A 21,118-nucleotide genomic window follows, 5' to 3' on the forward strand; every position below is an offset into this window, starting at 1 on the left:
TAACTTGCTTATGCATATACAATTTAATGATCTTTTCTCTCAAATGCAGCAGCAACTTGAGCATCCTCAAGTTGCTTTAAATGACCAACTTTTAATTGAGTTGGTGGAACGTATTCGCCCTACTGACTCATATCAAACTGATGAAATTCATCAAAAAATACAAGCATTAATTCATGCTTTGTTGATTACGCCTGATGCAGGCTCAACATTGCAAAGCTTCATCTTAGGCCTGATTTCCCAATACAAACAAACCAGTCTGTATGCCGATACTGGCATTTTGTCTTTAGATGGTTTTTGGAATCAATTGTCGCAGCGTTTAGGCGCACATTTTTTACCGCTGATTAACGACGAGACGCAGTTGCAAGATTTAGTCCGTCGTGTTTTCCCCAACCGAAGTGATAAATATTGGCTTGATAACATCAAAGACAGTGACTGGCTACAACTGCTGAACCTGCTCAATCATGGCCATGCCAATCAAAAAGAAAAAGTCAAAATTCGCAGTGAAGTGATTAAAGCCATCACGGTGCTGTCTTATCGGATTAGTGGTATTGGTTTATATCCTGAATTTATTAATGCACATCCTGAACTGACTGAATATGAATCGCCTTTCTTAGTTCAGAATCGCGAAATGATCGAATTCATTCAACAGTATAAAAAAGCTCATCACGACGCCGATGTTTCCAGTGTGGTTGCACCACCCGATGCATCTCAGGCATTGGTTATGATTGAGCAGTGTCGTGATGTAGTTCTAAAAATTCGTCGCTCAACCAAACGCATTGGGGTAAGTGTGAGCCTAACTTATCTCATATCCTTATTAGAACAGTGCTTAGACCGCGTTGAACTGTTGCTCAATTTGATTGTAGAAGAAGGTGAAGCGCACTATAAAGCCATTAGCAACCTTCTGGTCGATATTACCGCTGCAATTTATAGCGAACGCAGTGTTCGTTCTCTACTCACTACCAACAGTGAACTCATTGCGTTACAGGTAACTGAAAATGCCAGTAAAACAGGTGAACACTATGTAAGTACAGACAAACAAGGCTTTTTGGCCATGTACAAATCGGCAGCAGGTGCAGGGGTTATTATTGCCATTATGGCAACGCTCAAAACCTTGTCGGCACGTATGGTCATGGCACCACTCATGCAAGCCTTTATTTACAGTATGAATTACTCACTAGGTTTTATGCTGATTCATGTCTTGCACTTTACTGTAGCGACTAAACAACCCGCGATGACTGCTGCAGCCCTTGCAGCAACAGTACAACACCGCAAAGGTTCTAAAACCGCGCAAATTGCTGAATTAGCAGCATTGATTATCAATATTATCCGTACCCAGTTCATTGCTATTTTGGGTAATATCTCGATTGCCATACCCGTTGCAGCCTTTATTGCATGGGCTTGGGCAACGGGGCTACACGAACCTCTGATGACACATGCAAAAGCCAGCAAAGCACTACACGACCTGAATCCATTTACCTCTTTAGCCATTCCCCATGCTGCTATTGCTGGCGTATGTTTATTTTTGTCAGGTCTGCTGGCGGGCTATTTCGATAATATGGCCGTCTACCGCAAAGTTGGTCCTCGCTTAAAAGCACACCCCCGTCTCAAAACCATCATGCGACAAGAACGGCTCGATAAATTTGCAGGTTATATAGAACGTAACTTAGGTGCGTTGGCAGGTAATTTCTTATTCGGGATTATGCTAGGAAGTATGGGAACCATTGGCTACATTTTGGGGTTACCTTTAGATATTCGACACATTGCCTTTGCTTCAGCAAACTTTATTCAAGGGCTAATGAATATTAATGGCAGTCCTGAAATTGGCTTGATTATTGTATCTTTCCTTGGGGTATTGTGCATTGGTCTAACAAACTTATTCGTCAGTTTTACCTTGACTATTATTGTGGCTTTACGTGCACGTCGAGTTCGTTTTGAACAATGGAAACCTTTAGCAAAATTGGTACTCACCCATTTTCTGACTCGCCCAAGTGATTTCTTTTGGCCCCCAAAAGTACCACTTGAAGTTGAAGAAAGTTCAAACAGTACAAAACACCATACAAAATGATTTTGTACCCATTTTGAGCACTTGTTAGACTATGAACAAAATTTTATGCATTATTAATCAACACTTGAATTAAAGTGTACTGATGAGTACACTTTAACCCAGTAAATAACCGCGCTCAAATCGGTTCAAATGACACGAGTTTTAGCATGCCTTATTTGTTGCTTTTTATCGGTATTATTCTATTTATAATCAGCATATTAGTATTATTTTTTCAACCATTAACATCGCTAGATTTAACAATAGTTGAAAATTTCAGTACGTTGAGAACTGAGCCTATAAATAAGTTTGCAATACTTTTATCTGCACTCGGCGGCATGCCATTTGTATTATTTTTAACCTGTCTATGGTGTTTCCATCGTGCATGGTATAAAAAGTATAAAGATGTCATTTTTATAGGTTTAGGCGTAGTTGGAAGCATTGCTTCTGTTTGGCTACTTAAATTTTTAATTTCAAGACCACGCCCACCAGAAATGTTTCACCTAGTGACGAGCTATGGTGCTTCCTTTCCAAGTGCGCACAGTATGTATGCTGCCACTTTGGCGTGTCTTGCCATTTTCTTAAGTCGCCCATTTCCTGCACATCGTTTTATTGTCTGCATTGCTCTTTTATGGATGCTGATGATGGGAATTTCAAGAGTCTATCTTGGGGTACATTTCCCGTCCGATGTCCTTGCGGGATGGAGTATCAGTATTATATGGATTTCACTGCTCTACATTATGTATGGCAGATACAACCAATCAAATACAAATTATTTTTAGATAAAAATCTAATCGAGGTGGAACAATGATGTCGGCAAAGCTTTGGGCCCCAGCCCTTACCGCTTGCGCATTAGCAACGAGTATTGCACTTGTTGGTTGTAGCAAAGACCCAAAGGATGCGCAGCAAGCAGGCGCTTCTCAACAAATGCCACCTACTGAAGTCGGTGTCATTGTTGCACAACCGCAAAATGTAGAACAATCTGTAGAGTTATCTGGCAGAACCACGGCATTTGAAGTCTCTGAAGTTCGCCCACAAACGAGTGGAATTATTCTAAAACGTTTGTTTGCGGAAGGCAGCTATGTACGTGAAGGACAGGCACTTTATGAACTTGATTCTCGTACTAATCGCGCAACATTTGATAATGCCAAAGCAGCATTATTACAACAAGAAGCAAATCTAAGCTCACTTAAAACCAAACTCAATCGTTATCAACAACTGGTTTCAAGCAATGCTGTTGCGAAACAAGATTATGATGACTTAGTCGGTCAAGTGAATGTTGCAGAAGCACAAGTCGCTGCTGCACGTGCACAAGTTAAAAATGCTGAAGTAGATTTAGGCTACTCAACCATTCGTTCACCTATTTCAGGTCAAACGAACCGTTCAACAGTTACAGCAGGCGCATTGGTTACAGCAAATCAAACTGACCCTTTGGTGACGATTCAGCGTTTAGACCCAATCTATGTTGATATCAACCAGTCAAGTTCTGAACTTCTACGCTTACGCCAACAACTAAGCAAAGGTAGTTTAGACAGCAGTAATAACACTCGCGTAAAACTTAAACTAGAAGATGGAAGTGAGTACCCAGTCGAAGGACGTTTAGCGTTCTCTGATGCAAGTGTCAATCCAGATACAGGGACTGTAACCATCCGTGCAGTGTTCCCGAACCCAAATCACTTATTACTTCCTGGTATGTTTGCCAACGCTCAAATCGTGCAAGGGGTGATCCCAAATGCGATTTTAGTGCCACAAATTGCTGTGACACGTACACCTACTGGTCAAGCCATCGCGATGATTGTGAATGACAAAGGTGTTGTTGAGTCTCGCCCAATCACCACATCTGGCATTCAAGGCCAAAACTGGATTGTGACTCAAGGTCTTAAAACAGGTGAAAAAGTTATTGTTGACGGTATAGCGAAAGTTAAAGCTGAACAAAAAGTTGTTACGAAACCGTATCAACCTCAAGCAGCAGCGCCTCAAGCTCCAACAACTGAGGCTAAAAAGACAGAAGCTGGTGCGAAAACAGAACAAAAAGCTACTTCAAACACATAAGGGGTAGACTGAATGGCTCAATTTTTTATTCATCGCCCCATTTTTGCGTGGGTGATTGCACTGGTGATTATGTTGGCGGGTGTTATTACGCTAACCAATATGCCAGTTGCCCAGTATCCGACGATTGCACCGCCCACGGTGACAATTTCTGCAACGTACCCAGGTGCTTCTGCACAAACGGTTGAAAATACCGTGACTCAGATCATTGAACAACAAATGAATGGTCTAGATGGCTTACGTTATATCTCTTCTAACAGTGCTGGCAATGGTCAGGCATCTATTAACTTGAACTTTGAGCAAGGCATTGATCCAGACATTGCACAAGTTCAAGTACAGAACAAGCTACAATCTGCAACTGCACTCTTACCTGAAGATGTGCAACGCCAAGGTGTCAAAGTCACCAAATCTGGCGCAAGCTTTATGCAAGTTGTGGCATTCTATTCTCCAGATGAAAGCCTTTCTGCATCTGACATTAAAGACTATGTAAACTCCAACATTTCCGAACCGCTCAGTCGTGTTGCTGGGGTGGGTGAAGTACAAGTTTTTGGTGGTTCATACGCGATGCGTATTTGGCTTGATCCAGCGAAAATGACCAGTCTGCAAGTTACACCAAGTGATATTGCAACTGCCATTAATGCGCAGAACTCACAAGTTGCTGTGGGTCAACTCGGTGGTGCTCCATCAATTCAGGGACAAGTTCTGAATGCTACGGTCAATGCGCAAAGTATGTTGCAGACCCCTGAGCAATTTAGAAATATTTTCCTCAAAAATACAGCATCTGGCGCTCAAGTGCGCTTATCTGATGTTGCACGTGTTGAACTTGGTTCAGATAACTATCAATTTGACTCTAAATTCAATGGCAAACCTGCTGGTGGTGTAGCGATTAAACTGGCAACTGGTGCAAATGCACTAGATACAGCAGCAGCTGTAGAAAAGCGCCTCAGTGAACTTCGTAAGAACTATCCAGATGGTTTAAAAGATAAACTGGCTTATGACACAACTCCATTTATTAAGCTTTCGATTGAAAGTGTGGTTCACACTTTAATTGAAGCCATAATTTTGGTGTTCATTGTCATGTTCTTGTTCCTACAGAACTGGCGTGCAACGATTATCCCAACACTTGCTGTTCCTGTGGTTGTATTGGGTACCTTTGCTGTCATTAACATTTTCGGTTTCTCCATCAACACACTCACCATGTTTGCAATGGTCTTAGCGATTGGTCTTCTGGTCGATGATGCGATTGTTGTGGTGGAAAACGTCGAACGTGTCATGCAAGAAGAGCATCTCGACCCTGTTGTTGCCACTGAAAAGTCAATGCAACAGATTTCTGGTGCCTTAGTCGGTATTACCAGTGTGTTAACAGCCGTATTCGTACCGATGGCTTTCTTCGGTGGTACTACTGGTGTTATTTACCGTCAGTTCTCGATTACACTTGTGACAGCAATGATTCTGTCATTGATCGTCGCATTAACATTCACCCCTGCCTTATGTGCAACCTTGTTAAAACAACATGATGCAAACAAACCAGAAAGTAATAATATTTTTGCGCGTTTCTTCCGTTGGTTTAACAACAGCTTTGAAAAGCTATCCGTAAAATACCAAGGTGGTGTCAACCGTATGACCCATCATAAAGTATTTTCTGGTGTGGTTTATTTACTGGTGATTGCAGGCTTAGTTGGCCTATATAAAGCTTTACCATCATCATTCTTGCCTGACGAAGACCAAGGTGTGGTAATGACACTCGTACAGCTTCCACCAAGTGCAAGCCTTGAACGTACCGATAAAGTCATCACCACAATGACAGACTATTTCATGAATAAAGAAAAAGAACATGTAGAGTCCATCTTTACTGTTTCTGGTTTCTCATTCACAGGTGTTGGTCAAAACGCAGGTCTTGCGTTTATCAAGCTGAAGGACTGGAGTGAGCGTACCTCACCTGAATCACAAATTGGTGCCATCATCCAACGTGGTATGGCATTGAATATGATCGTGAAAGATGCCTCTTACATCATGCCATTACAGTTACCTGCAATGCCTGAATTAGGTGTATCTGCTGGTTTTGACATCCAATTAAAAGATGCGAGTGGTCAAGGTCATGAAAAACTGATTGCTGCACGTAATGCGATTCTAGGTATGGCAGCACAGGATAAACGCCTTGCAGGTGTGCGTCCAAATGGTCAAGAAGATACGCCTCAGTATCAAATTAGTATTGACCAAGCACAAGCAGGCGCAATGGGTGTAAGTATTGCTGATATCAATACAACCATGAGTATCGCTTGGGGTGGTTCGTATATTAATGACTTCGTAGACCGTGGTCGTGTGAAAAAAGTCTATGTGCAAGGCGAAGCAAATGCACGTATGATGCCTGAAGACTTGAACAAGTGGTACGTACGTAATAGTAGCGGCACAATGGTTCCATTCTCAGCATTTGCAACAGGCGAATGGACTTATGGTTCCCCACGTCTAGAGCGTTATAACGGCGTATCATCAGTCAACATCCAAGGTACTCCTGCACCAGGCGTTAGTTCGGGTGATGCCATGATTGCAATGGAAGAAATTATTGGCAAGTTACCGTCAATGGGCTTAGATGGTTTCGACTATGAATGGACGGGTTTATCTTTAGAAGAACGTGATTCTGGTAGTCAAACAGGACCATTACTCATTCTTTCAATGTTGATCGTATTCCTTTGTCTTTCAGCTTTATATGAAAGTTGGTCTATCCCTGTTTCAGTATTGCTGGTTGTACCACTTGGTATTATTGGTGCATTTACTTTAACGTGGTTAGGTATGATCATCAAAGGCGATCCAAACCTGTCATTTAACATCTACTTCCAAGTCGCAATTGTTGCCGTAATTGGTCTTTCTGCGAAAAATGCAATCTTGATTGTAGAGTTTGCAAAAGAGTTGCAAGAAAAAGGTGAAGACTTATTTGATGCAACCCTTCATGCTGCAAAAATGCGTTTACGCCCAATCATTATGACCACCCTTGCCTTCGGTTTTGGTGTACTCCCTCTTGCCCTTTCAGCAGGTGCAGGTGCAGGTAGTCAACACTCTGTCGGTTATGGTGTACTTGGTGGTGTAATTAGTTCTACACTTTTGGGTATTTTCTTCATTCCAGTATTCTTTGTTTGGATTCGCAGCATTTTCAAATACAAACCGAAGAAACAAAATAATCAGGAGCAAACATCGTGATGCAAAAAGTATGGTCTATTTCAGGTCGTAGCATTGCGGTATCTGCACTTGCGCTTGCTTTGACTGCATGTCAAAGCATGCGTGGTCCAGAACCCGTCGTTCAAGCGGATATCCCAACAGGATATATTGGTTCAGCTACAGGACCGTCTATTGCTGAGCAAGGTTATAAAGATTTTTTTGCTGATGCACGATTGGTACAAGTCATTGAAATGGCTTTGGCCAATAACCGTGACCTACGCACTGCAACTTTAAATATTCAACGTGCACAACAAGCGTATCAAATTACTGAAAACAACCAACTACCCACTATTGGGGCAAGTGGTAGTGTGCTTCGTCAAGATACGTTAAGTACGACTAAGCCAGTCACAACCTATAATGTTGGCCTTGGTGTCACCGCTTATGAGTTAGACTTTTGGGGGCGTGTACGTAGCTTAAAAGACAATGCTTTGGACAGCTATTTAGCGACCCAAAGTGCGCGTGATGCAACACAAATTTCGTTGATTGGTCAAGTTGCGCAAGCATGGCTCAGCTATTCATTTGCCAATGCTAACTTAAAACTGGCAGATCAAACGCTTAAAGCACAGCTTGAGTCATACAATCTGAACAAAAAACGTTTTGATGTTGGTATCGACAGTGAAGTTCCCGTTCGTCAAGCGCAAATTTCAGTTGAAACTGCACGTAATGATGTTGCCAACTACAAGACTCAAGTGGCCCAAGCGCAGAATTTATTGAACTTGTTGGTGGGTCAGGCTGTACCAGCTAACTTATTGGCACCGCAACCAGTTAAACGCATTACTCAAAGTACAGCTTTAACTGCTGGATTACCAAGTGACTTGTTGAATAACCGTCCTGATGTTCGCTCTGCTGAGTATCAATTGTCTGCTGCAGGTGCCAATATTGGTGCGGCAAAAGCACAATTATTCCCAACAATTAGCTTAACAGGTACAGCAGGTTATGCATCGACAGATTTAAGCGACTTGTTTAAATCAGGTGCCTTCGTTTGGTCACTTGGCCCAAGCTTAGATATCCCTATCTTTGACTGGGGTACACGTCGTGCCAATGTGAAGATTTCAGAAACTGACCAAAAAATTGCGTTGTCAGATTATGAAAAAACCATTCAAACGGCTTTCCGTGAAGTGAATGATGCATTAGCTGTACGTGAAAATATTGGTGATCGTCTATCTGCACAACGTCGTCTTGTGGATGCCACCAATACCACCTATAAGCTGTCAACAGCACGCTTCCGTGCAGGGATCGACAACTACTTAACAGTACTCGATGCTCAGCGTACTTCGTACTCGGCGGAACAAGGTCTGTTATTGCTTGAACAAGCAAACTTAAATAACCAAGTTGAAGTGTATAAAACGCTTGGTGGTGGTGTGAAAGCCAATACAGCTGATCAAGTGGCGAAACAGCCCTCTTCTTCAGATGTAAAATATAACAAAACTGCAAACTAACGCTTGCGGTATGAAAAGCTCACTTCGGTGGGCTTTTTTATTGCTTTTTCATCGGCTTTTTCCTATCTTCAAAGACAATACTCACTTTTAAATAATGGACATTATGCTTTTAAGTAACCTTGAGTCTGTACCTGGACATACGATTTCTCAGCAACTGGACGTGGTTTATGGGAGTACAGTTCGGAGTAAACATGTCGGACGCGATTTTCTGGCAGGCCTGAAAAATATCGTCGGGGGTGAACTCACGGCCTATACTGAACTTTTAGAAGAATCACGCCAAGAAGCTATGAATCGTATGATTGCAAAAGCACAAGGCCTAGGTGCAAATGCCATCGTAGGAATTCGTTTTTCAACTTCAAATATTGCCCAAGGTGCATCAGAATTATTTGTGTATGGCACTGCCGTCCGTGTCACACCGTTAAACAACCATCTCCCTGACCCTTTTCCAAAGCAGGCCTAAACGATGGAAAGCTTAATTTTCCAACTGCTGATCTTTGCGGTGCTGTTTAGCGTCGGTTTTGGCTTTGGCCGATATAACGAACGTAAACATTTGGCAGAGCTTGAACAGAATGAAAAGCGACTTGCCTACATCACTGTGGGTAATCTGCGCAAAGTGAATTTTGCACAGTCTGGACACATGATCAGTAGCAATGTGGTGATTTCACATGATTACTTCAAATACGTACTGGCCACTGTGCAAAACTTTTTGGGCGGTCGGCTGACCAGTTATGAAAGTGTGGTAGATCGTGCCCGTCGTGAAGCTATTGTCCGACTTAAGCTTGAAGCAGAAAAGCACGGCGCAACACACATCGCTTGTATTCGACTGGCGACTACAGAAATGGGAATGCAAGGTGGTATGGTCGAAGTCTTTGCTTATGGGACCGCCATTCAAATTCCTTAAACAGCGACTATGAACCAATCCTCCATTCACTAAACTCAAACAGCATGAGTGCGCAAAATCGCTCATGCTCGGTCACCTTCTATCGTACAGCTAGAGCATAATTCTCTACACTGAACAAAATAAAAATGGACTTCACCTACACTGTAAATAGGTCACAGATAATGAAATCTTTAGCACTAAAAATAAGTATGGCTGTACTCAGCATGATCCCACTTGTAGCCAAAGCTGAATTAATTGTATTGGCATCCCCTCAAAGTAATGATGCTTACTATGCAAAAATGATTGATGATATTTTCGATTTCCACGTCGATTATGCAAAAAAAATTATTAAAAACGGAGACAATGTCGTTGTTCTGACAGACAAACAGCTCTACCCCGACTATGTCAAAGCTTTGGGAAAAAAGCATGTAGCAATCGCACCGATGCATGACATTTGGATGCGTGACTTCACCAGCGCCAATCCAGCTCAACCCGTCATGTTTCGCTACACGGCCGCTGGGCAAGGTGGGGCTAAAAAAGGTCAGGCTATTTCAGATGAAGTGCAGGATGAATTTAAATACTACAGTCAAAAAGCAGGCTTACAGTTTACTCAGACCAAACTGTTGAATGATGGTGGTAATTGGGTGGAAGATGGTTATGGCAATGTCGTCCTCAGCACCAAGTTTCTAGCAGATAACAAGCTAACCGAAAACGAAGCGCGTAAGAAACTCATGGCACTGACAGGAGCCAAACAAATTGCATTCATTGAAGCCGATGAACAAGGTGGCTTGGAACATGCGGACGGTGTGGTCAGTTTTGTGGACCAAAATACACTGGTAATAAACTCCTACCCTGAAGATCCCGACTATGCCAAGCAGCTTAAAGCAGACCTAAAACGTGGCATTCCCAATGTAAAAATTCGTGAAATCATCACCCCTTATGATGGCAGTGAGATTTATGATGAAAAGTTTGGTTCTGCATGTGGCTTATACACCAACATGCTGGCCACACCTGAGCGGATTTACTTCCCGCAATTTGGCATTAAAGAGGATGCTATCGCTTTAAAGCAAATTCGTAGTGTTACCAAACGTACCGTGATTCCAGTACAGTCTGCTAATGTCTGTCATATGGGCGGTGGCGTGCGTTGTATGTCTTGGCAAGTGCGTGGGAAAAATGCGGAATTATTTTTAAATTATTTAAATAAAATCAGTAAGTAAAAGTCCGATCCCAAACTATATCTATAAGAAAACATCAATTCAACGGGCAGGGAACATATTTCTCCCTGCCCGTTTCACTTTACTTCACTTTCATCTTACGAATCATTTTATACAATGTTTTAGGTGATAAACGAGACACCAGAACACCCATTTTCTCCTTACGTCCACCGACTACGATGTATTCTTCACCTTTAAGCAAAGCACTTACTACGGTTTGCGCAAAAATATCTGGTTCTAAACCATTTTCAATCGCTTCATCTTGATGACCTTGCGGTTTACCTGCGCCATTTAAAGCATTAAACGAGACATTGGTTTTAACAAAACCTGGGAAAATCACCGAAACATCTACACCTTCATTGGCCACTTCGGCACGTAGGCTATTTGCCCACATGTGAATAGCAGCCTTGGCCGCTGAATAACTGGCACGATACTGCGTCCCCAATAAACCTGCCACACTTGACACAAAGGCAATACGACCGGATTTTTGTGCTAAGAATGTCGGCAGAACTGTTTTGGTTAAAAACACTTGCGAGAAATAATCGACTTCCATAATTGCGCGTTCAGTTTGCATGGTCGTGTCGGCAATCAAGGCACGTTGACTTAAACCAGCATTATTAATCAGCCAGTCAATCCGACCTTTTTTCTGGAGCACTTGCTCATAGGCGTGACGGACCTTCGTCTCATCGGTAATGTCGGCACAAATAGAAATGTGTTGATCTGGATTAAGCAGCCCAACGCGGACTTTTTCGAGTTCATCCAAACGTCTTGCCGTGAGTACGACCTCAGCCCCCTGTAAGGCACATTCTTTAGCCAGTGCTTCCCCTAACCCTGAAGATGCTCCTGTAATCCACACCACTTTCGCATCTAAACTGTTTAACTGTGCCATGTCCTTATTGCCTCATACCGAAGTTTTATTTGTAGGTTGATCATTTAAAAAAGTTAGAAAATGATCAAAATATTGACTCATCATCTGCGCATCATAAATACGACCTAATTTGTCAAAGCGTTTATAACCCAATTGAGTGGTAAAACTAATCACCCCATTAAGTGTTTTATCCACCACTACATTAAATTTCAACATTTTCTTCGGTTCGCGGATCAAACTGGTCACCCCCTGATCCACAATTTGAGTAAATGCTTTTAAAGCAGGTGATACATATTGATTATTGCCTTTATCCATCTGCTCCGCACAACCCAAAAGCTCATTCACCAAAGTCTTTTCGACAGGATAACTTAAAAAATGTGTACTCTCGGTGTCATACATCATTTGCTCTAGATAATTCACCATGGGAATTAGACGGTCATTTGAAAAAAAAGACACGGACCACGGCATGTACTTACGCATCGTATCCACAATCTGCTTGATGACTTTTTCCGACTCTCCATCGCCCGAAGTTGAGAGTCGGGCTAAATCCCCAAAGACCTGATCAATTACTTCACATGAAATATCTGCTAGAACTTCACCGAGTGGTTTTGCTAAATTTTGGCTTTCGCCTGCATTGAGCTGTTGATGAATATGGGTAAAGCGCTGGTGAGTTTCGGGTTTTAATTTTAAAGAAATTTGATAAGTCATCGTGATCCCCCCTTTTTTTTGATTTTTACTGCGAACAATGCGCACTCTAGGTGTAAGCACATCATAAAGCGCTCTGCTTCATGTCGCAATTGCTAGATCAACGCATTTGCTTTACATGCCCCCATTTACGATTTCTTTGCTACAATAGATGCAATTTTTTATCTACTTTTGAACTGTTTGAACTATGACTGATTCAGCGCAAAATATCGCTACAACTTACGATCCGACCGAGATCGAGAAAAAATGGTACCAAACTTGGGAAGAGCGTGGCTATTTTAAGCCCTCTGAAAAAGGTGAGTCATTTTGTATCATGATTCCGCCACCAAACGTCACCGGTAGCTTGCACATGGGTCATGGTTTTAACAATGCCATTATGGATGCGTTAACTCGCTACAACCGCATGTCAGGTAAAAATACCTTATGGCAGCCGGGTACAGACCATGCGGGTATTGCAACGCAAATGGTAGTTGAACGTCAATTGGGCGCTCAGGGTGTCAGCCGTCATGACCTCGGCCGTGAAAAATTCATTGAAAAAGTTTGGGAATGGAAAGAACAATCAGGCGGCACGATTACTCGTCAAATCCGTCGACTAGGTTCTTCAGTGGACTGGTCGCGTGAACGCTTTACCATGGATGAAGGTCTATCGAATGCGGTCAAAGAAGTGTTCGTTAAACTGCACGAAGACGGTTTGATTTACCGTGGCAAACGTTTGGTGAACTGGGATCCAAAATTACAAACGGCGCTTTCTGACCTCGAAGTTGAGTCAGATAAAGAAGAAGCAGGTTCATTGTGGCACTTCAAATATTTCTTTGAAGATAAAAACCTACGTACCCATGATGGTAAAGACCACATCGTTGTAGCGACCACACGCCCTGAAACATTGCTCGGTGATACTGCGGTTGCTGTGGCACTGGATGATGAACGCTATACGCACCTTGTGGGTCAGAACATTATCCTGCCAATTACAGGTCGTGCTGTTCCCATCGTGAAAGATGAATATGTCGATAAAGAATTCGGTACAGGCTGTGTGAAAATCACCCCTGCGCATGACTTTAACGACTATGAAGTCGGTAAGCGTTGTGAATTGCCTATCATCAATATCTTCAATAAAAATGCAGAAGTATTGGCTGAATTTGAATACATCGCCAAGGCAGGCGAGCAAATCTCAAAAACCATTGCTGCCCCTGCGGACTATATTGGTTTAGAGCGTTTTGAAGCACGTAAAAAACTGGTTGAACAAGCTGAAGCTGAAGGTTGGTTAGAGCAAATCCAACCTTATACGTTGAAACCACCTCGCGGTGACCGTTCAGGTGTAATCGTTGAGCCATTATTGACAGATCAATGGTATGTAAAAATTGCACCATTGGCTCAACCTGCCATTGAAGCCGTTCAAGACGGTCGTATCAAGTTCGTGCCTGAACAGTACAGCAATATGTACATGGCGTGGATGAACAACATCCAAGACTGGTGTATCTCTCGTCAACTTTGGTGGGGACACCGTATCCCTGCTTGGTACGATGCTGAAGGTAACATCTATGTGGGTCGTGACGAAGCTGAAGTACGTGCCAAAAACAACCTCCCTGCTGATGTTGCGCTTAGCCAAGATGAAGATGTACTCGATACGTGGTTCTCTTCTGCACTTTGGACTTTCTCAACCCTTGGTTGGACTGGCGATGCCAAGAAAGATGCGGAAAACTATTTCCTCAATACTTTCCACCCAACGGATGTATTGGTGACTGGTTTTGACATCATCTTCTTCTGGGTTGCTCGTATGATTATGTTTACGATGCACTTCATGAAAAATGAAGACGGTACGCCGCAAGTTCCGTTTAAAACGGTCTATGTTCACGGTTTAGTCCGTGATGGCGAAGGTCAAAAAATGTCGAAGTCTAAGGGCAACGTGCTTGACCCATTAGATTTGATTGACGGTGTAGACCTTGAGACTTTGGTACAAAAACGTACTACAGGTCTGATGAACCCGAAACAAGCAGCGAAGATTGAAAAATCGACCCGTAAAGAGTTCCCAGAAGGCATTCAAGCCTATGGTACAGACGCAGTGCGTTTCACCTTCTGTGCGCTTGCCAACACAGGTCGTGACATTAAGTTCGACATGAAACGTGTTGAAGGTTACCGTAACTTTGCCAACAAAATCTGGAACGCAACCCGTTTCGTGATGATGAACTGTGAAGAGCAAGTGATTGGTACTGAAGTTCGTCAAGACCTTTGGGAATTGCCTGAACAGTGGATCGTGAGCCGTCTGCAAAAAGCCGAAGCTGCGGTTCAACAAGCTTTTGCGACTTACCGTTTAGACTTGGCTGCACAAGCCATTTATGAATTCATTTGGAATGAATACTGTGACTGGTATGTCGAGCTAACGAAACCTGTTCTGAATGATGAAAATGTGTCGGTTGAGCGTAAAGCTGAAGTTCGTCGTGTACTCCTTGCAGTGATGGAAGCCTCTTTACGTCTTGCACACCCAATCATGCCGTATTTGACTGAAGAAATTTGGCAAACGCTTGCACCGAAACTTGGTATTTCTGGCGAAACCATCATGCTTGCGCAGTACCCTGTTGCTAACCCTGAGCGTGTAAACGAACAGGCTGAAGCCGATATGCAATGGCTTCAAGGTTTGATTGGTGCGGTACGTAACATTCGTGGTGAAATGGGCTTAGGTAATGCGCGTTTATTACCAGTGCTTTTACAAAACACAACTGAAGCTGAGAAAGCACAGATCACACGTATTGAAGCGTTGTTTAAAGCCTTGGCGAAAGTGGAAAGCATCACGTTCTTGGCTGAGGGTGAGCAACCACCATTGTCTTCATCGAGTGTTGTAGGCCATGCGTCTGTCTTTGTTCCTATGAAAGGTTTAATTGACCCGAAAGCGGAATTGGGTCGTTTACAGAAAGACTTAGACAAAGTGCAAAAGCAGCATGATGTCATTGCAGGCAAACTTTCTAATGAAGGTTTTGTGGCGAAAGCACCTGTGGCTGTGGTTGAAGGTGAAAAAGTGAAACTGGCTGAGTTTGCTGACCAGTTAGTGAAGATTAAAGCGAATATGGAGCAGATTGCAGCGCTTTAACCAATTGCTAAAAGATTAAAAAATAAGATAAAATCCCTTCATAATTGAGGGGATTTTTTTGAAAATCAAAAAATATACTTGAGAATTAACTTATAATGGCATTTGTACTTGGATTTTTACTACTTTGGATTGGTAGTGTTGCTGTTATTTTTGGTACTATTGTAACCTTTGGCTCTATTGGCAGATTAATTAAGGGTCCTGTGGCTTGTATATGGAATTTAACACATGTATTTTTCCCACATCTTATGATTTTACAGTTTATAGTTATTGCTTTTTCGGCTGTGGGCAAAGATTAAAATATCTCTCTTCTGAGTTAATTAAACACGCAAAGTTTTATTAAATCTCCTCTTATTTTCTTCAACCAAAAAATCAAGCATTTATTGAAATATTAAAAAAAACATATACAATTCAAATATAAAATTTAATCTAAGGACAAAATTAATGAAAAATATTGAAATTACTTACCTAAAGAAAACTCTATTTTTTTCTGCACTGTGGTTCTTCTATCTTTGGAGTGCTTTCTACTTAAGTGATAACAATTCATCCCTCCTAGGCATATGGAGTATTATAAATTGGGGTATATTCTTAATTATCCCTTTCTTAAACCATAAATACCTTATTCAAAAGCAGAAAAAAATTAGCAATACAATTAATTGGGTCCTCGCTGCCCTATACCTAGCATGGTTATATCCTATATTTAATGGCTTTATTGGTGATAAGCTCATTATTCAACCAGCTTATATAGTTTCTTTATACTGCATCATTCTAGCTCTTAAAAATATTTTTATAGCTCCAAAAGTAGTAAATGAAACTTCTTTTTTTAAGAATAGCGATATTAAATTTGAAAAAGAAGAACCCTCTATGGTAATTAAAAAGCAGATTACTGATAAATAAATTTAATATTCTAGGGGCACATATATGTGGTTATTAGCTATAGTTGTAGTCGCAACGGTGATCGCAGGACCAATTGGTTTTTTGATATCTCTAGGTATAATTTGGTATATTCTTTCGCAAAAAAATGACACTGATACATCTCAAACTACGCCTCCTGAACATCATCAACGCCATATTGAAACACTAACCCCATGTATCGATATACTATGCTATTTTTCCTTAAAGTATGAGAAAGAATGGAATCCAGAAAAAGTTAGGTATATTAAAGGCTTATTTAAAACCATATGTCAAACTAGTATTGAACAAGATTTTCTAAAAAACCGCTTAAAATTAAACACAAGACCAGACCTTTCATATAATATTTCACTCTGGTTAAAAACAAAACCATCCACAGATGATAAAAAAATAATTTACAATGCTGTTGTTATACTATTAATTAATACTTGTAAGAATGCCGAAATTATTAGGCAAGAAAGTTTAAGTTTTGGATCTAACATAGGTCTTGAATATCAATATTGTCAAAATGTTGTTAATGAACACATATATCAACAAGAGGAGCCGTCTACTAATACATCTGAAATTGAAAAAGCAGCAAAGATTTTGGGTGTTTCTATTGATGCAAAGATTGAAGAAATACAAAAAGCTTATCGTCTAAAAATTAAGGATTTTCATCCAGACCGAAATACTAATGTTACTCCCGCAGTCAAACAAATGTTAGAGGAACAAGCACATCTAATTAACGAAGCTAGAGAAATACTACTTTCTTATAAATAGTAATTTTTTTAGATATATCCATCAATAATATAAAGCTGTCTGCGAAATTTAAGATTCATAAATCGTTTAGCACGAAGTAGTTGCCACATTAGGTGCTCTGCATCAGTCGCATTACTTCTCATGTTTTTAGCGAACTCTAATAATTGTGGGTCTAGTTTCATTTTTTATTATTACCTCTCCCTAACCCTCTCCTAAAAGGAGAGGGAATGTTCATTATAAATTTTATGCAGGTATGTAATCACTTACGGCTCCCTCTCCCTATGGGAGAGGGTTGGGGTGAGGGATTTTATAACACCCCATGCGCCAACAACATCTCTACCCCACTCACCTTTTTCATATGCTTTAAACGTTCCTTTTCCCACTTCAACAGCTGTTTTAACTCAGCAGCATCCTTATCAATCACCTTATACACATCACTCATTTTGAGCTGTTTGGTATTAACATGACTGCTCAAATGAAAAGACGTAAAGATCTCTTCTAACTGGCTTTGCAAATTCTGACCCTGTGCTTCCAAAGCCAACTGATAAAACTTGACTTGCTCAGAGCTTAACGCCTTTGAGCTTAGACCCCTATTGGTTTCAAGCTGTAACTGGAGTTTCAATAAATAAAATAAATCCTGCTCTGCATAAGCTTCATTGACCTTCTGCAAAAGCTCAGTTTTTTCCAACTTCTTGGCTTCATCAGGCTCACGGTCAGGGTGAATCATCGCGGTAATTTTTAAATATACGGTTTTCAAAGACTGCTCTGCCATTTTAACCGCTTGCTCACGTTTTTCTTGTTGTTTTAACTGCTTGGCACGTTCTCGCTCTGCTATATACTGGGTAGAATCATATTCATAATTTTCCCAGTCTACATCTACGTTTTGTTCTACCGTTTCAGCAAGGTCATGATTTTGTATTGAGTTTGCTTTGGCTTTCTTCGCGCGTATATGTTCTTCATGCTGTATATAGAAAGTATCAATTTTCTCTACTTGTTCTTTTTGCTCAGAAGTTAGCATCTGAGATTTTTTTAGCATCTTGGCTAAGGCGGCTATTTTGGTGTCTATCTGCGCCAAATCAGCTTTGCTAAAGGCATCACTGGCTATGTGATTCCACAGAGTATCTAGCTGTGTAAATAGAACCGTATGTAACTCGCTATAAATGGGCAAAAGCTTACTGCGCGTATAATTTTGAATGTCGGCTTGCACATTTTGCCATGTTGCCAGTTCTTGTTTTTGTTGTTCAATGCGTTCAATCAAACGATTTAATTTTTTCTGCTGTGGACTGAGTTGAACCTCTAGCTGAGCCGTCGTTTTTAACGCTAAAGACATAACCCATCCAACCCAGTACAAAAGAGAAATTATAGCGCGATCTGAGCGTACAAGCAGTGATCTCTCTTTTAAGCCAAGTTTAAAATCTAAGTGATTCAAATGCTAATCTAAGAATAAAAAAAGCCCATCATTCGATGAGCATTTTATTAGCGAAATAGCTTTACCAATAGTTTTCGACCGCAATATTTCCTTCACCACGGCGATTCATAGTCAGGCCACGTGCTTTTAGGGCTTCTTTGGTGTCTTCGACCATTTGCGGGTTACCACACAGCATCACATGGCTAGTTTCAGGGTTCAGACTCAAACCAACTGCTTTTTCAAGCTCACCATTTTCAATCAGTACGGGTAAGCGGTCATGTAGTGGCGCATGCGGATCACGCGTAATAATCGGCACAAATTTAAAGCCTGTATGGCCCTCGCCAAAGGTCTCTGCAATTTCCTGAATACGTGTTGCATAGGCCAGTTCAGAAGCTGTACGTACGCTATAGACCAGTGTAATGCTCTCGTACTTCGACCACGTCTCAAAGTCTTGCAACATCGAAATAAAAGGCGCAAGCCCTGTCCCTGTGCCCAGTAACCATAAGTCTTTTGGTAGTGGCAACTGATAACGCGCCAAAGTCAAAAAGCCGTACGGGATCTTTTCAAGGTAGATGTCATCATCAACTTTTAAGTGTTGTAAATTTGAGGTAAAGGCACCTTCTGGCACCACAATCGAGAAAAATTCTAAAGTTTCATCAAAGGGAGAGGACACCACCGAATACGCTCGAACCACCAATTCATCACCCACTTTGATGCCAATACGGGCAAATTGTCCTGCGCTAAACTTAAAATGTGCAGGTCGCGTCATGGTGAAACTAAAAAGTGTATTGGTCCAACGGTGTACGGATAAAACCTTTTCTAGGCTAAATTTTTCAATTGACATGATTTCAGCGTGGCATCAAAGACGTTGCTCATGTTAGCATGACCACATAATTTGTTAATATTTTTTAAATGTTAAGGCTATATTCATGCGCATGACTTTACGCCAGTTGGCGGTTTTTGTAGCAGTTGCTCAAGAAGGCACAGTAACCAAAGCCAGTGATGCGGTTCGACTTACCCAGAGTGCTGCGAGTATGGCTTTAGCAGATCTAGAAGACGGTTTGGGGGCTCCTTTATTTGACCGTCTAGGTAAGCGTCTTCAACTCAATGATTTGGGTCGTTTCCTGCTGCCACAAGCTTTAGAAATTTTGGGTCGCTGTGATGCTTTCGAGCAGGCCGCTAAAGGTGAGTTACAAAGCATTGATTTACGTTTAGGTGCAACCCTGACCATCAGTGACTACCTCATGCCTGACCTGATGGCTGACTTCTTACAAATTCAACCTCAAGCCCATTTACAGCTACAAGTTGGTAATACCCGTCAAATGATTGAGGCAGTGAATCAGTTCCAACTGGATTTGGCCTTGATTGAAGGCTCTTGTCACTTACCACAACTGCAATGCATTCACTGGCGTGACGATGAATTAGCCGTCTGCTGTGCACCCAACCACCCTCTTGCACAACTAGACCGTACTTTGACCGCAGATGACTTTAAATCGGTCGAGTGGATCTTGCGTGAAGAAGGTTCAGGTACGCGTGAAGTATTTGATAACGCTATTTTGAAAGACTTGCCTGATGCCAATATCCGTCTGACCTTGGGTCATAATGAAGCGATTTTAAAAATCGTGGCGGGTGGTTTAGGGATGTCCTGTATTTCAAAACTGGCAACGGAACCTTTGCGTGAAAAAGGCCAGTTGGTGGTACTTGATACACCGTTTTGGTCTCTAACACGTCCACTGTTCATGTTGGTGCATCGTCAGAAGTACCAAGGCCCAGGACTCAAAGCCTTTATGAAGTTTTGCGAAAAATAACTAAGCAAAAAGCACCCGAGGGTGCTTTTTTTATTTCCCAAATTGGCGCTCACAAGGCTCACCATCATTGTTCCCATCCATTTTGGTATTTGGACAGTTCCTTAAGAAGTAAAGCGCTTCTTCATAGGAACGCATTTGGGAGCCATGAGTTCGTCCATCGCATTTGAACTTTCCTGTGCTGACAGGTAAACGACCATTTTGTTTATCAATGCTCTGCGTCACACGTTCTGAGCGAGGTTGATTGGTTTGATGTAGCTCAGCATCTAAGTTTTGTTTACCTTGCTCTGTAAGCACCTGATCAGGTAACTCACCTAAAGCCTTACGTTGTTCTTCTACAATCTGCTGTTGCTCAAGCATCAATTGCTCAGCTTTATGCTGTTTTTCGATAGTATAGCTTTGATATTTGCCATAAGTCAGAAATCCCAACACTGCAATCACAATTACACCGATCACGGTAATGATCGTACTTTTATGTCCTGCCTTGTTATAGCGAACAGATGAGTTACTCGGTCTTACTTTTTTCTTTAACTCACCTAATTTTTGAGTTTCTGTTGGATGATTCAACCGCTGGATATTTCCAGCCTTAAACTTGCCTTGATCTTCCACAATCATAAACTGCAACGCTTCACCAATCTTGGGTTCAATGTTGTTCTGTGGCAAATCTTTGATATGAAAAAACACATCATCAACATCCCCGTCTACTTCAATAAAACCAAAACCACGTGAGGGGCTAAAGCTTTTGATTTTCCCGTTCAGAAACATAA

General features: G+C 41.6%; 18 protein-coding genes and 1 pseudogene. 13 read left to right on the forward strand and 6 right to left on the reverse strand.

The annotated features are described in order from the left end of the window. The first annotated feature begins 10 nt into the window (after nucleotides 1-10). The 8 genes from B9T36_RS03345 to B9T36_RS03380 all read left to right on the forward strand — a co-directional run bounded on the left by B9T36_RS03345 (nucleotide 11) and on the right by B9T36_RS03380 (nucleotide 10,839). Nucleotides 11-2,065, forward strand: coding sequence for a site-specific recombinase (locus B9T36_RS03345; protein ID WP_086208126.1), 2,055 nt, complete (start codon nucleotides 11-13; stop codon nucleotides 2,063-2,065). Nucleotides 2,066-2,211: 146 nt separating this feature from the next. Then, nucleotides 2,212-2,823 (forward strand): phosphatase PAP2 family protein, encoded by a 612-nt coding sequence (locus B9T36_RS03350; RefSeq protein WP_086208127.1) that lies wholly within the window; start codon nucleotides 2,212-2,214, stop codon nucleotides 2,821-2,823. A gap of 25 nt (nucleotides 2,824-2,848) precedes the next feature. Then, complete coding sequence (locus B9T36_RS03355) at nucleotides 2,849-4,093, forward strand: efflux RND transporter periplasmic adaptor subunit (RefSeq protein ID WP_086208128.1); 1,245 nt, start codon at nucleotides 2,849-2,851, stop codon at nucleotides 4,091-4,093. A gap of 12 nt (nucleotides 4,094-4,105) precedes the next feature. Next, nucleotides 4,106-7,285, forward strand: coding sequence for a multidrug efflux RND transporter permease subunit AdeJ (gene adeJ / locus B9T36_RS03360; RefSeq protein ID WP_086208129.1), 3,180 nt, complete (start codon nucleotides 4,106-4,108; stop codon nucleotides 7,283-7,285). Next, nucleotides 7,285-8,742 carry a multidrug efflux RND transporter AdeIJK outer membrane channel subunit AdeK gene (gene adeK, locus B9T36_RS03365; protein WP_086208130.1) on the forward strand — a complete coding sequence of 486 codons (1,458 nt, stop codon included), beginning with the start codon at nucleotides 7,285-7,287 and terminating at the stop codon, nucleotides 8,740-8,742. Before adeJ ends, adeK begins: the two co-directional genes overlap by 1 nt. A 103-nt stretch (nucleotides 8,743-8,845) precedes the next feature. Next, nucleotides 8,846-9,202, forward strand: a complete 357-nt coding sequence (locus B9T36_RS03370; RefSeq protein WP_086208131.1) for a YbjQ family protein — start codon at nucleotides 8,846-8,848, stop codon at nucleotides 9,200-9,202. A 3-nt stretch (nucleotides 9,203-9,205) separates the two neighbouring features. Beyond that, a complete protein-coding gene (locus B9T36_RS03375) occupies nucleotides 9,206-9,643 on the forward strand; it encodes a YbjQ family protein (RefSeq protein ID WP_086208132.1) in 438 nt (145 codons plus the stop codon). A gap of 161 nt (nucleotides 9,644-9,804) precedes the next feature. Continuing rightward, on the forward strand, nucleotides 9,805-10,839 hold the full coding sequence (locus B9T36_RS03380) for an agmatine deiminase family protein (RefSeq protein WP_086208133.1): 1,035 nt from the start codon (nucleotides 9,805-9,807) through the stop codon (nucleotides 10,837-10,839). A 79-nt stretch (nucleotides 10,840-10,918) separates the two neighbouring features. Here the strand turns inward: B9T36_RS03380 and B9T36_RS03385 are convergent, their stop codons facing one another. After that, a complete protein-coding gene (locus tag B9T36_RS03385; protein ID WP_086208134.1) occupies nucleotides 10,919-11,725 on the reverse strand; it encodes an SDR family NAD(P)-dependent oxidoreductase in 807 nt (268 codons plus the stop codon). Between the two features lie 12 nt (nucleotides 11,726-11,737). Then, nucleotides 11,738-12,412, reverse strand: coding sequence for a hypothetical protein (locus B9T36_RS03390; protein WP_086208259.1), 675 nt, complete (start codon nucleotides 12,410-12,412; stop codon nucleotides 11,738-11,740). A gap of 184 nt (nucleotides 12,413-12,596) precedes the next feature. Between B9T36_RS03390 and B9T36_RS03395 the strand changes: the two genes are divergently transcribed. The 4 genes from B9T36_RS03395 to B9T36_RS03410 all read left to right on the forward strand — a co-directional run bounded on the left by B9T36_RS03395 (nucleotide 12,597) and on the right by B9T36_RS03410 (nucleotide 17,159). Beyond that, nucleotides 12,597-15,491, forward strand: a complete 2,895-nt coding sequence (locus tag B9T36_RS03395; protein ID WP_086208135.1) for a valine--tRNA ligase — start codon at nucleotides 12,597-12,599, stop codon at nucleotides 15,489-15,491. A 95-nt stretch (nucleotides 15,492-15,586) separates the two neighbouring features. Next, nucleotides 15,587-15,787: a hypothetical protein gene (locus tag B9T36_RS03400; RefSeq protein ID WP_086208136.1), complete on the forward strand. Its 201-nt coding sequence runs from the start codon at nucleotides 15,587-15,589 to the stop codon at nucleotides 15,785-15,787. 145 nt (nucleotides 15,788-15,932) lie between these two features. Further along, nucleotides 15,933-16,385, forward strand: coding sequence for a hypothetical protein (locus B9T36_RS03405; RefSeq protein WP_086208137.1), 453 nt, complete (start codon nucleotides 15,933-15,935; stop codon nucleotides 16,383-16,385). Nucleotides 16,386-16,409: 24 nt separating this feature from the next. After that, entirely contained in the window at nucleotides 16,410-17,159 is a 750-nt protein-coding gene (locus B9T36_RS03410; protein ID WP_086208138.1) for a J domain-containing protein, read from the forward strand. Nucleotides 17,160-17,173: 14 nt separating this feature from the next. Here the strand turns inward: B9T36_RS03410 and B9T36_RS03415 are convergent. The 3 genes and pseudogenes from B9T36_RS03415 to B9T36_RS03425 all read right to left on the reverse strand — a co-directional run. Further along, nucleotides 17,174-17,320: pseudogene (locus tag B9T36_RS03415) on the reverse strand (DUF559 domain-containing protein); the annotation flags it as partial. Between the two features lie 125 nt (nucleotides 17,321-17,445). Continuing rightward, nucleotides 17,446-18,468, reverse strand: a complete 1,023-nt coding sequence (locus B9T36_RS03420) for a molecular chaperone DnaJ (RefSeq protein ID WP_086208139.1) — start codon at nucleotides 18,466-18,468, stop codon at nucleotides 17,446-17,448. Between the two features lie 160 nt (nucleotides 18,469-18,628). Next, a complete protein-coding gene (locus tag B9T36_RS03425) occupies nucleotides 18,629-19,390 on the reverse strand; it encodes a ferredoxin--NADP reductase (RefSeq protein WP_086208140.1) in 762 nt (253 codons plus the stop codon). Nucleotides 19,391-19,475: 85 nt separating this feature from the next. Here B9T36_RS03425 and gigC point away from each other — a divergent pair, with 85 nt between their 5' ends. Next, nucleotides 19,476-20,354, forward strand: coding sequence for a LysR family transcriptional regulator GigC (gigC, locus tag B9T36_RS03430; RefSeq protein ID WP_086208141.1), 879 nt, complete (start codon nucleotides 19,476-19,478; stop codon nucleotides 20,352-20,354). 30 nt (nucleotides 20,355-20,384) lie between these two features. On the opposite strand, the gene B9T36_RS03435 is transcribed toward gigC, so the two are convergent. Beyond that, entirely contained in the window at nucleotides 20,385-21,116 is a 732-nt protein-coding gene (locus B9T36_RS03435; protein ID WP_086208142.1) for a cold shock domain-containing protein, read from the reverse strand. Nucleotides 21,117-21,118 lie beyond the last annotated feature (2 nt).

The organism is Acinetobacter sp. ANC 4204 (assembly GCF_002135205.1).
Taxonomy (GTDB): Bacteria; Pseudomonadota; Gammaproteobacteria; order Pseudomonadales; family Moraxellaceae; genus Acinetobacter.

Bases quoted from the DNA above. Each gene is read 5' to 3' on its own strand.
- B9T36_RS03345 (WP_086208126.1), top strand. From the start codon at position 11: ATGCATATACAATTTAATGATCTTTTCTCTCAAATGCAGCAGCAACTT.
- B9T36_RS03350 (WP_086208127.1), top strand. From the start codon at position 2,212: ATGCCTTATTTGTTGCTTTTTATCGGTATTATTCTATTTATAATCAGC.
- B9T36_RS03355 (WP_086208128.1), top strand. From the start codon at position 2,849: ATGATGTCGGCAAAGCTTTGGGCCCCAGCCCTTACCGCTTGCGCATTA.
- adeJ (WP_086208129.1), top strand. From the start codon at position 4,106: ATGGCTCAATTTTTTATTCATCGCCCCATTTTTGCGTGGGTGATTGCA.
- adeK (WP_086208130.1), top strand. From the start codon at position 7,285: ATGCAAAAAGTATGGTCTATTTCAGGTCGTAGCATTGCGGTATCTGCA.
- B9T36_RS03370 (WP_086208131.1), top strand. From the start codon at position 8,846: ATGCTTTTAAGTAACCTTGAGTCTGTACCTGGACATACGATTTCTCAG.
- B9T36_RS03375 (WP_086208132.1), top strand. From the start codon at position 9,206: ATGGAAAGCTTAATTTTCCAACTGCTGATCTTTGCGGTGCTGTTTAGC.
- B9T36_RS03380 (WP_086208133.1), top strand. From the start codon at position 9,805: ATGAAATCTTTAGCACTAAAAATAAGTATGGCTGTACTCAGCATGATC.
- B9T36_RS03385 (WP_086208134.1), bottom strand. From the start codon at position 11,725: ATGGCACAGTTAAACAGTTTAGATGCGAAAGTGGTGTGGATTACAGGA.
- B9T36_RS03390 (WP_086208259.1), bottom strand. From the start codon at position 12,412: ATGACTTATCAAATTTCTTTAAAATTAAAACCCGAAACTCACCAGCGC.
- B9T36_RS03395 (WP_086208135.1), top strand. From the start codon at position 12,597: ATGACTGATTCAGCGCAAAATATCGCTACAACTTACGATCCGACCGAG.
- B9T36_RS03400 (WP_086208136.1), top strand. From the start codon at position 15,587: ATGGCATTTGTACTTGGATTTTTACTACTTTGGATTGGTAGTGTTGCT.
- B9T36_RS03405 (WP_086208137.1), top strand. From the start codon at position 15,933: ATGAAAAATATTGAAATTACTTACCTAAAGAAAACTCTATTTTTTTCT.
- B9T36_RS03410 (WP_086208138.1), top strand. From the start codon at position 16,410: ATGTGGTTATTAGCTATAGTTGTAGTCGCAACGGTGATCGCAGGACCA.
- B9T36_RS03420 (WP_086208139.1), bottom strand. From the start codon at position 18,468: ATGTCTTTAGCGTTAAAAACGACGGCTCAGCTAGAGGTTCAACTCAGT.
- B9T36_RS03425 (WP_086208140.1), bottom strand. From the start codon at position 19,390: ATGTCAATTGAAAAATTTAGCCTAGAAAAGGTTTTATCCGTACACCGT.
- gigC (WP_086208141.1), top strand. From the start codon at position 19,476: ATGCGCATGACTTTACGCCAGTTGGCGGTTTTTGTAGCAGTTGCTCAA.
- B9T36_RS03435 (WP_086208142.1), bottom strand. From the start codon at position 21,116: ATGTTTCTGAACGGGAAAATCAAAAGCTTTAGCCCCTCACGTGGTTTT.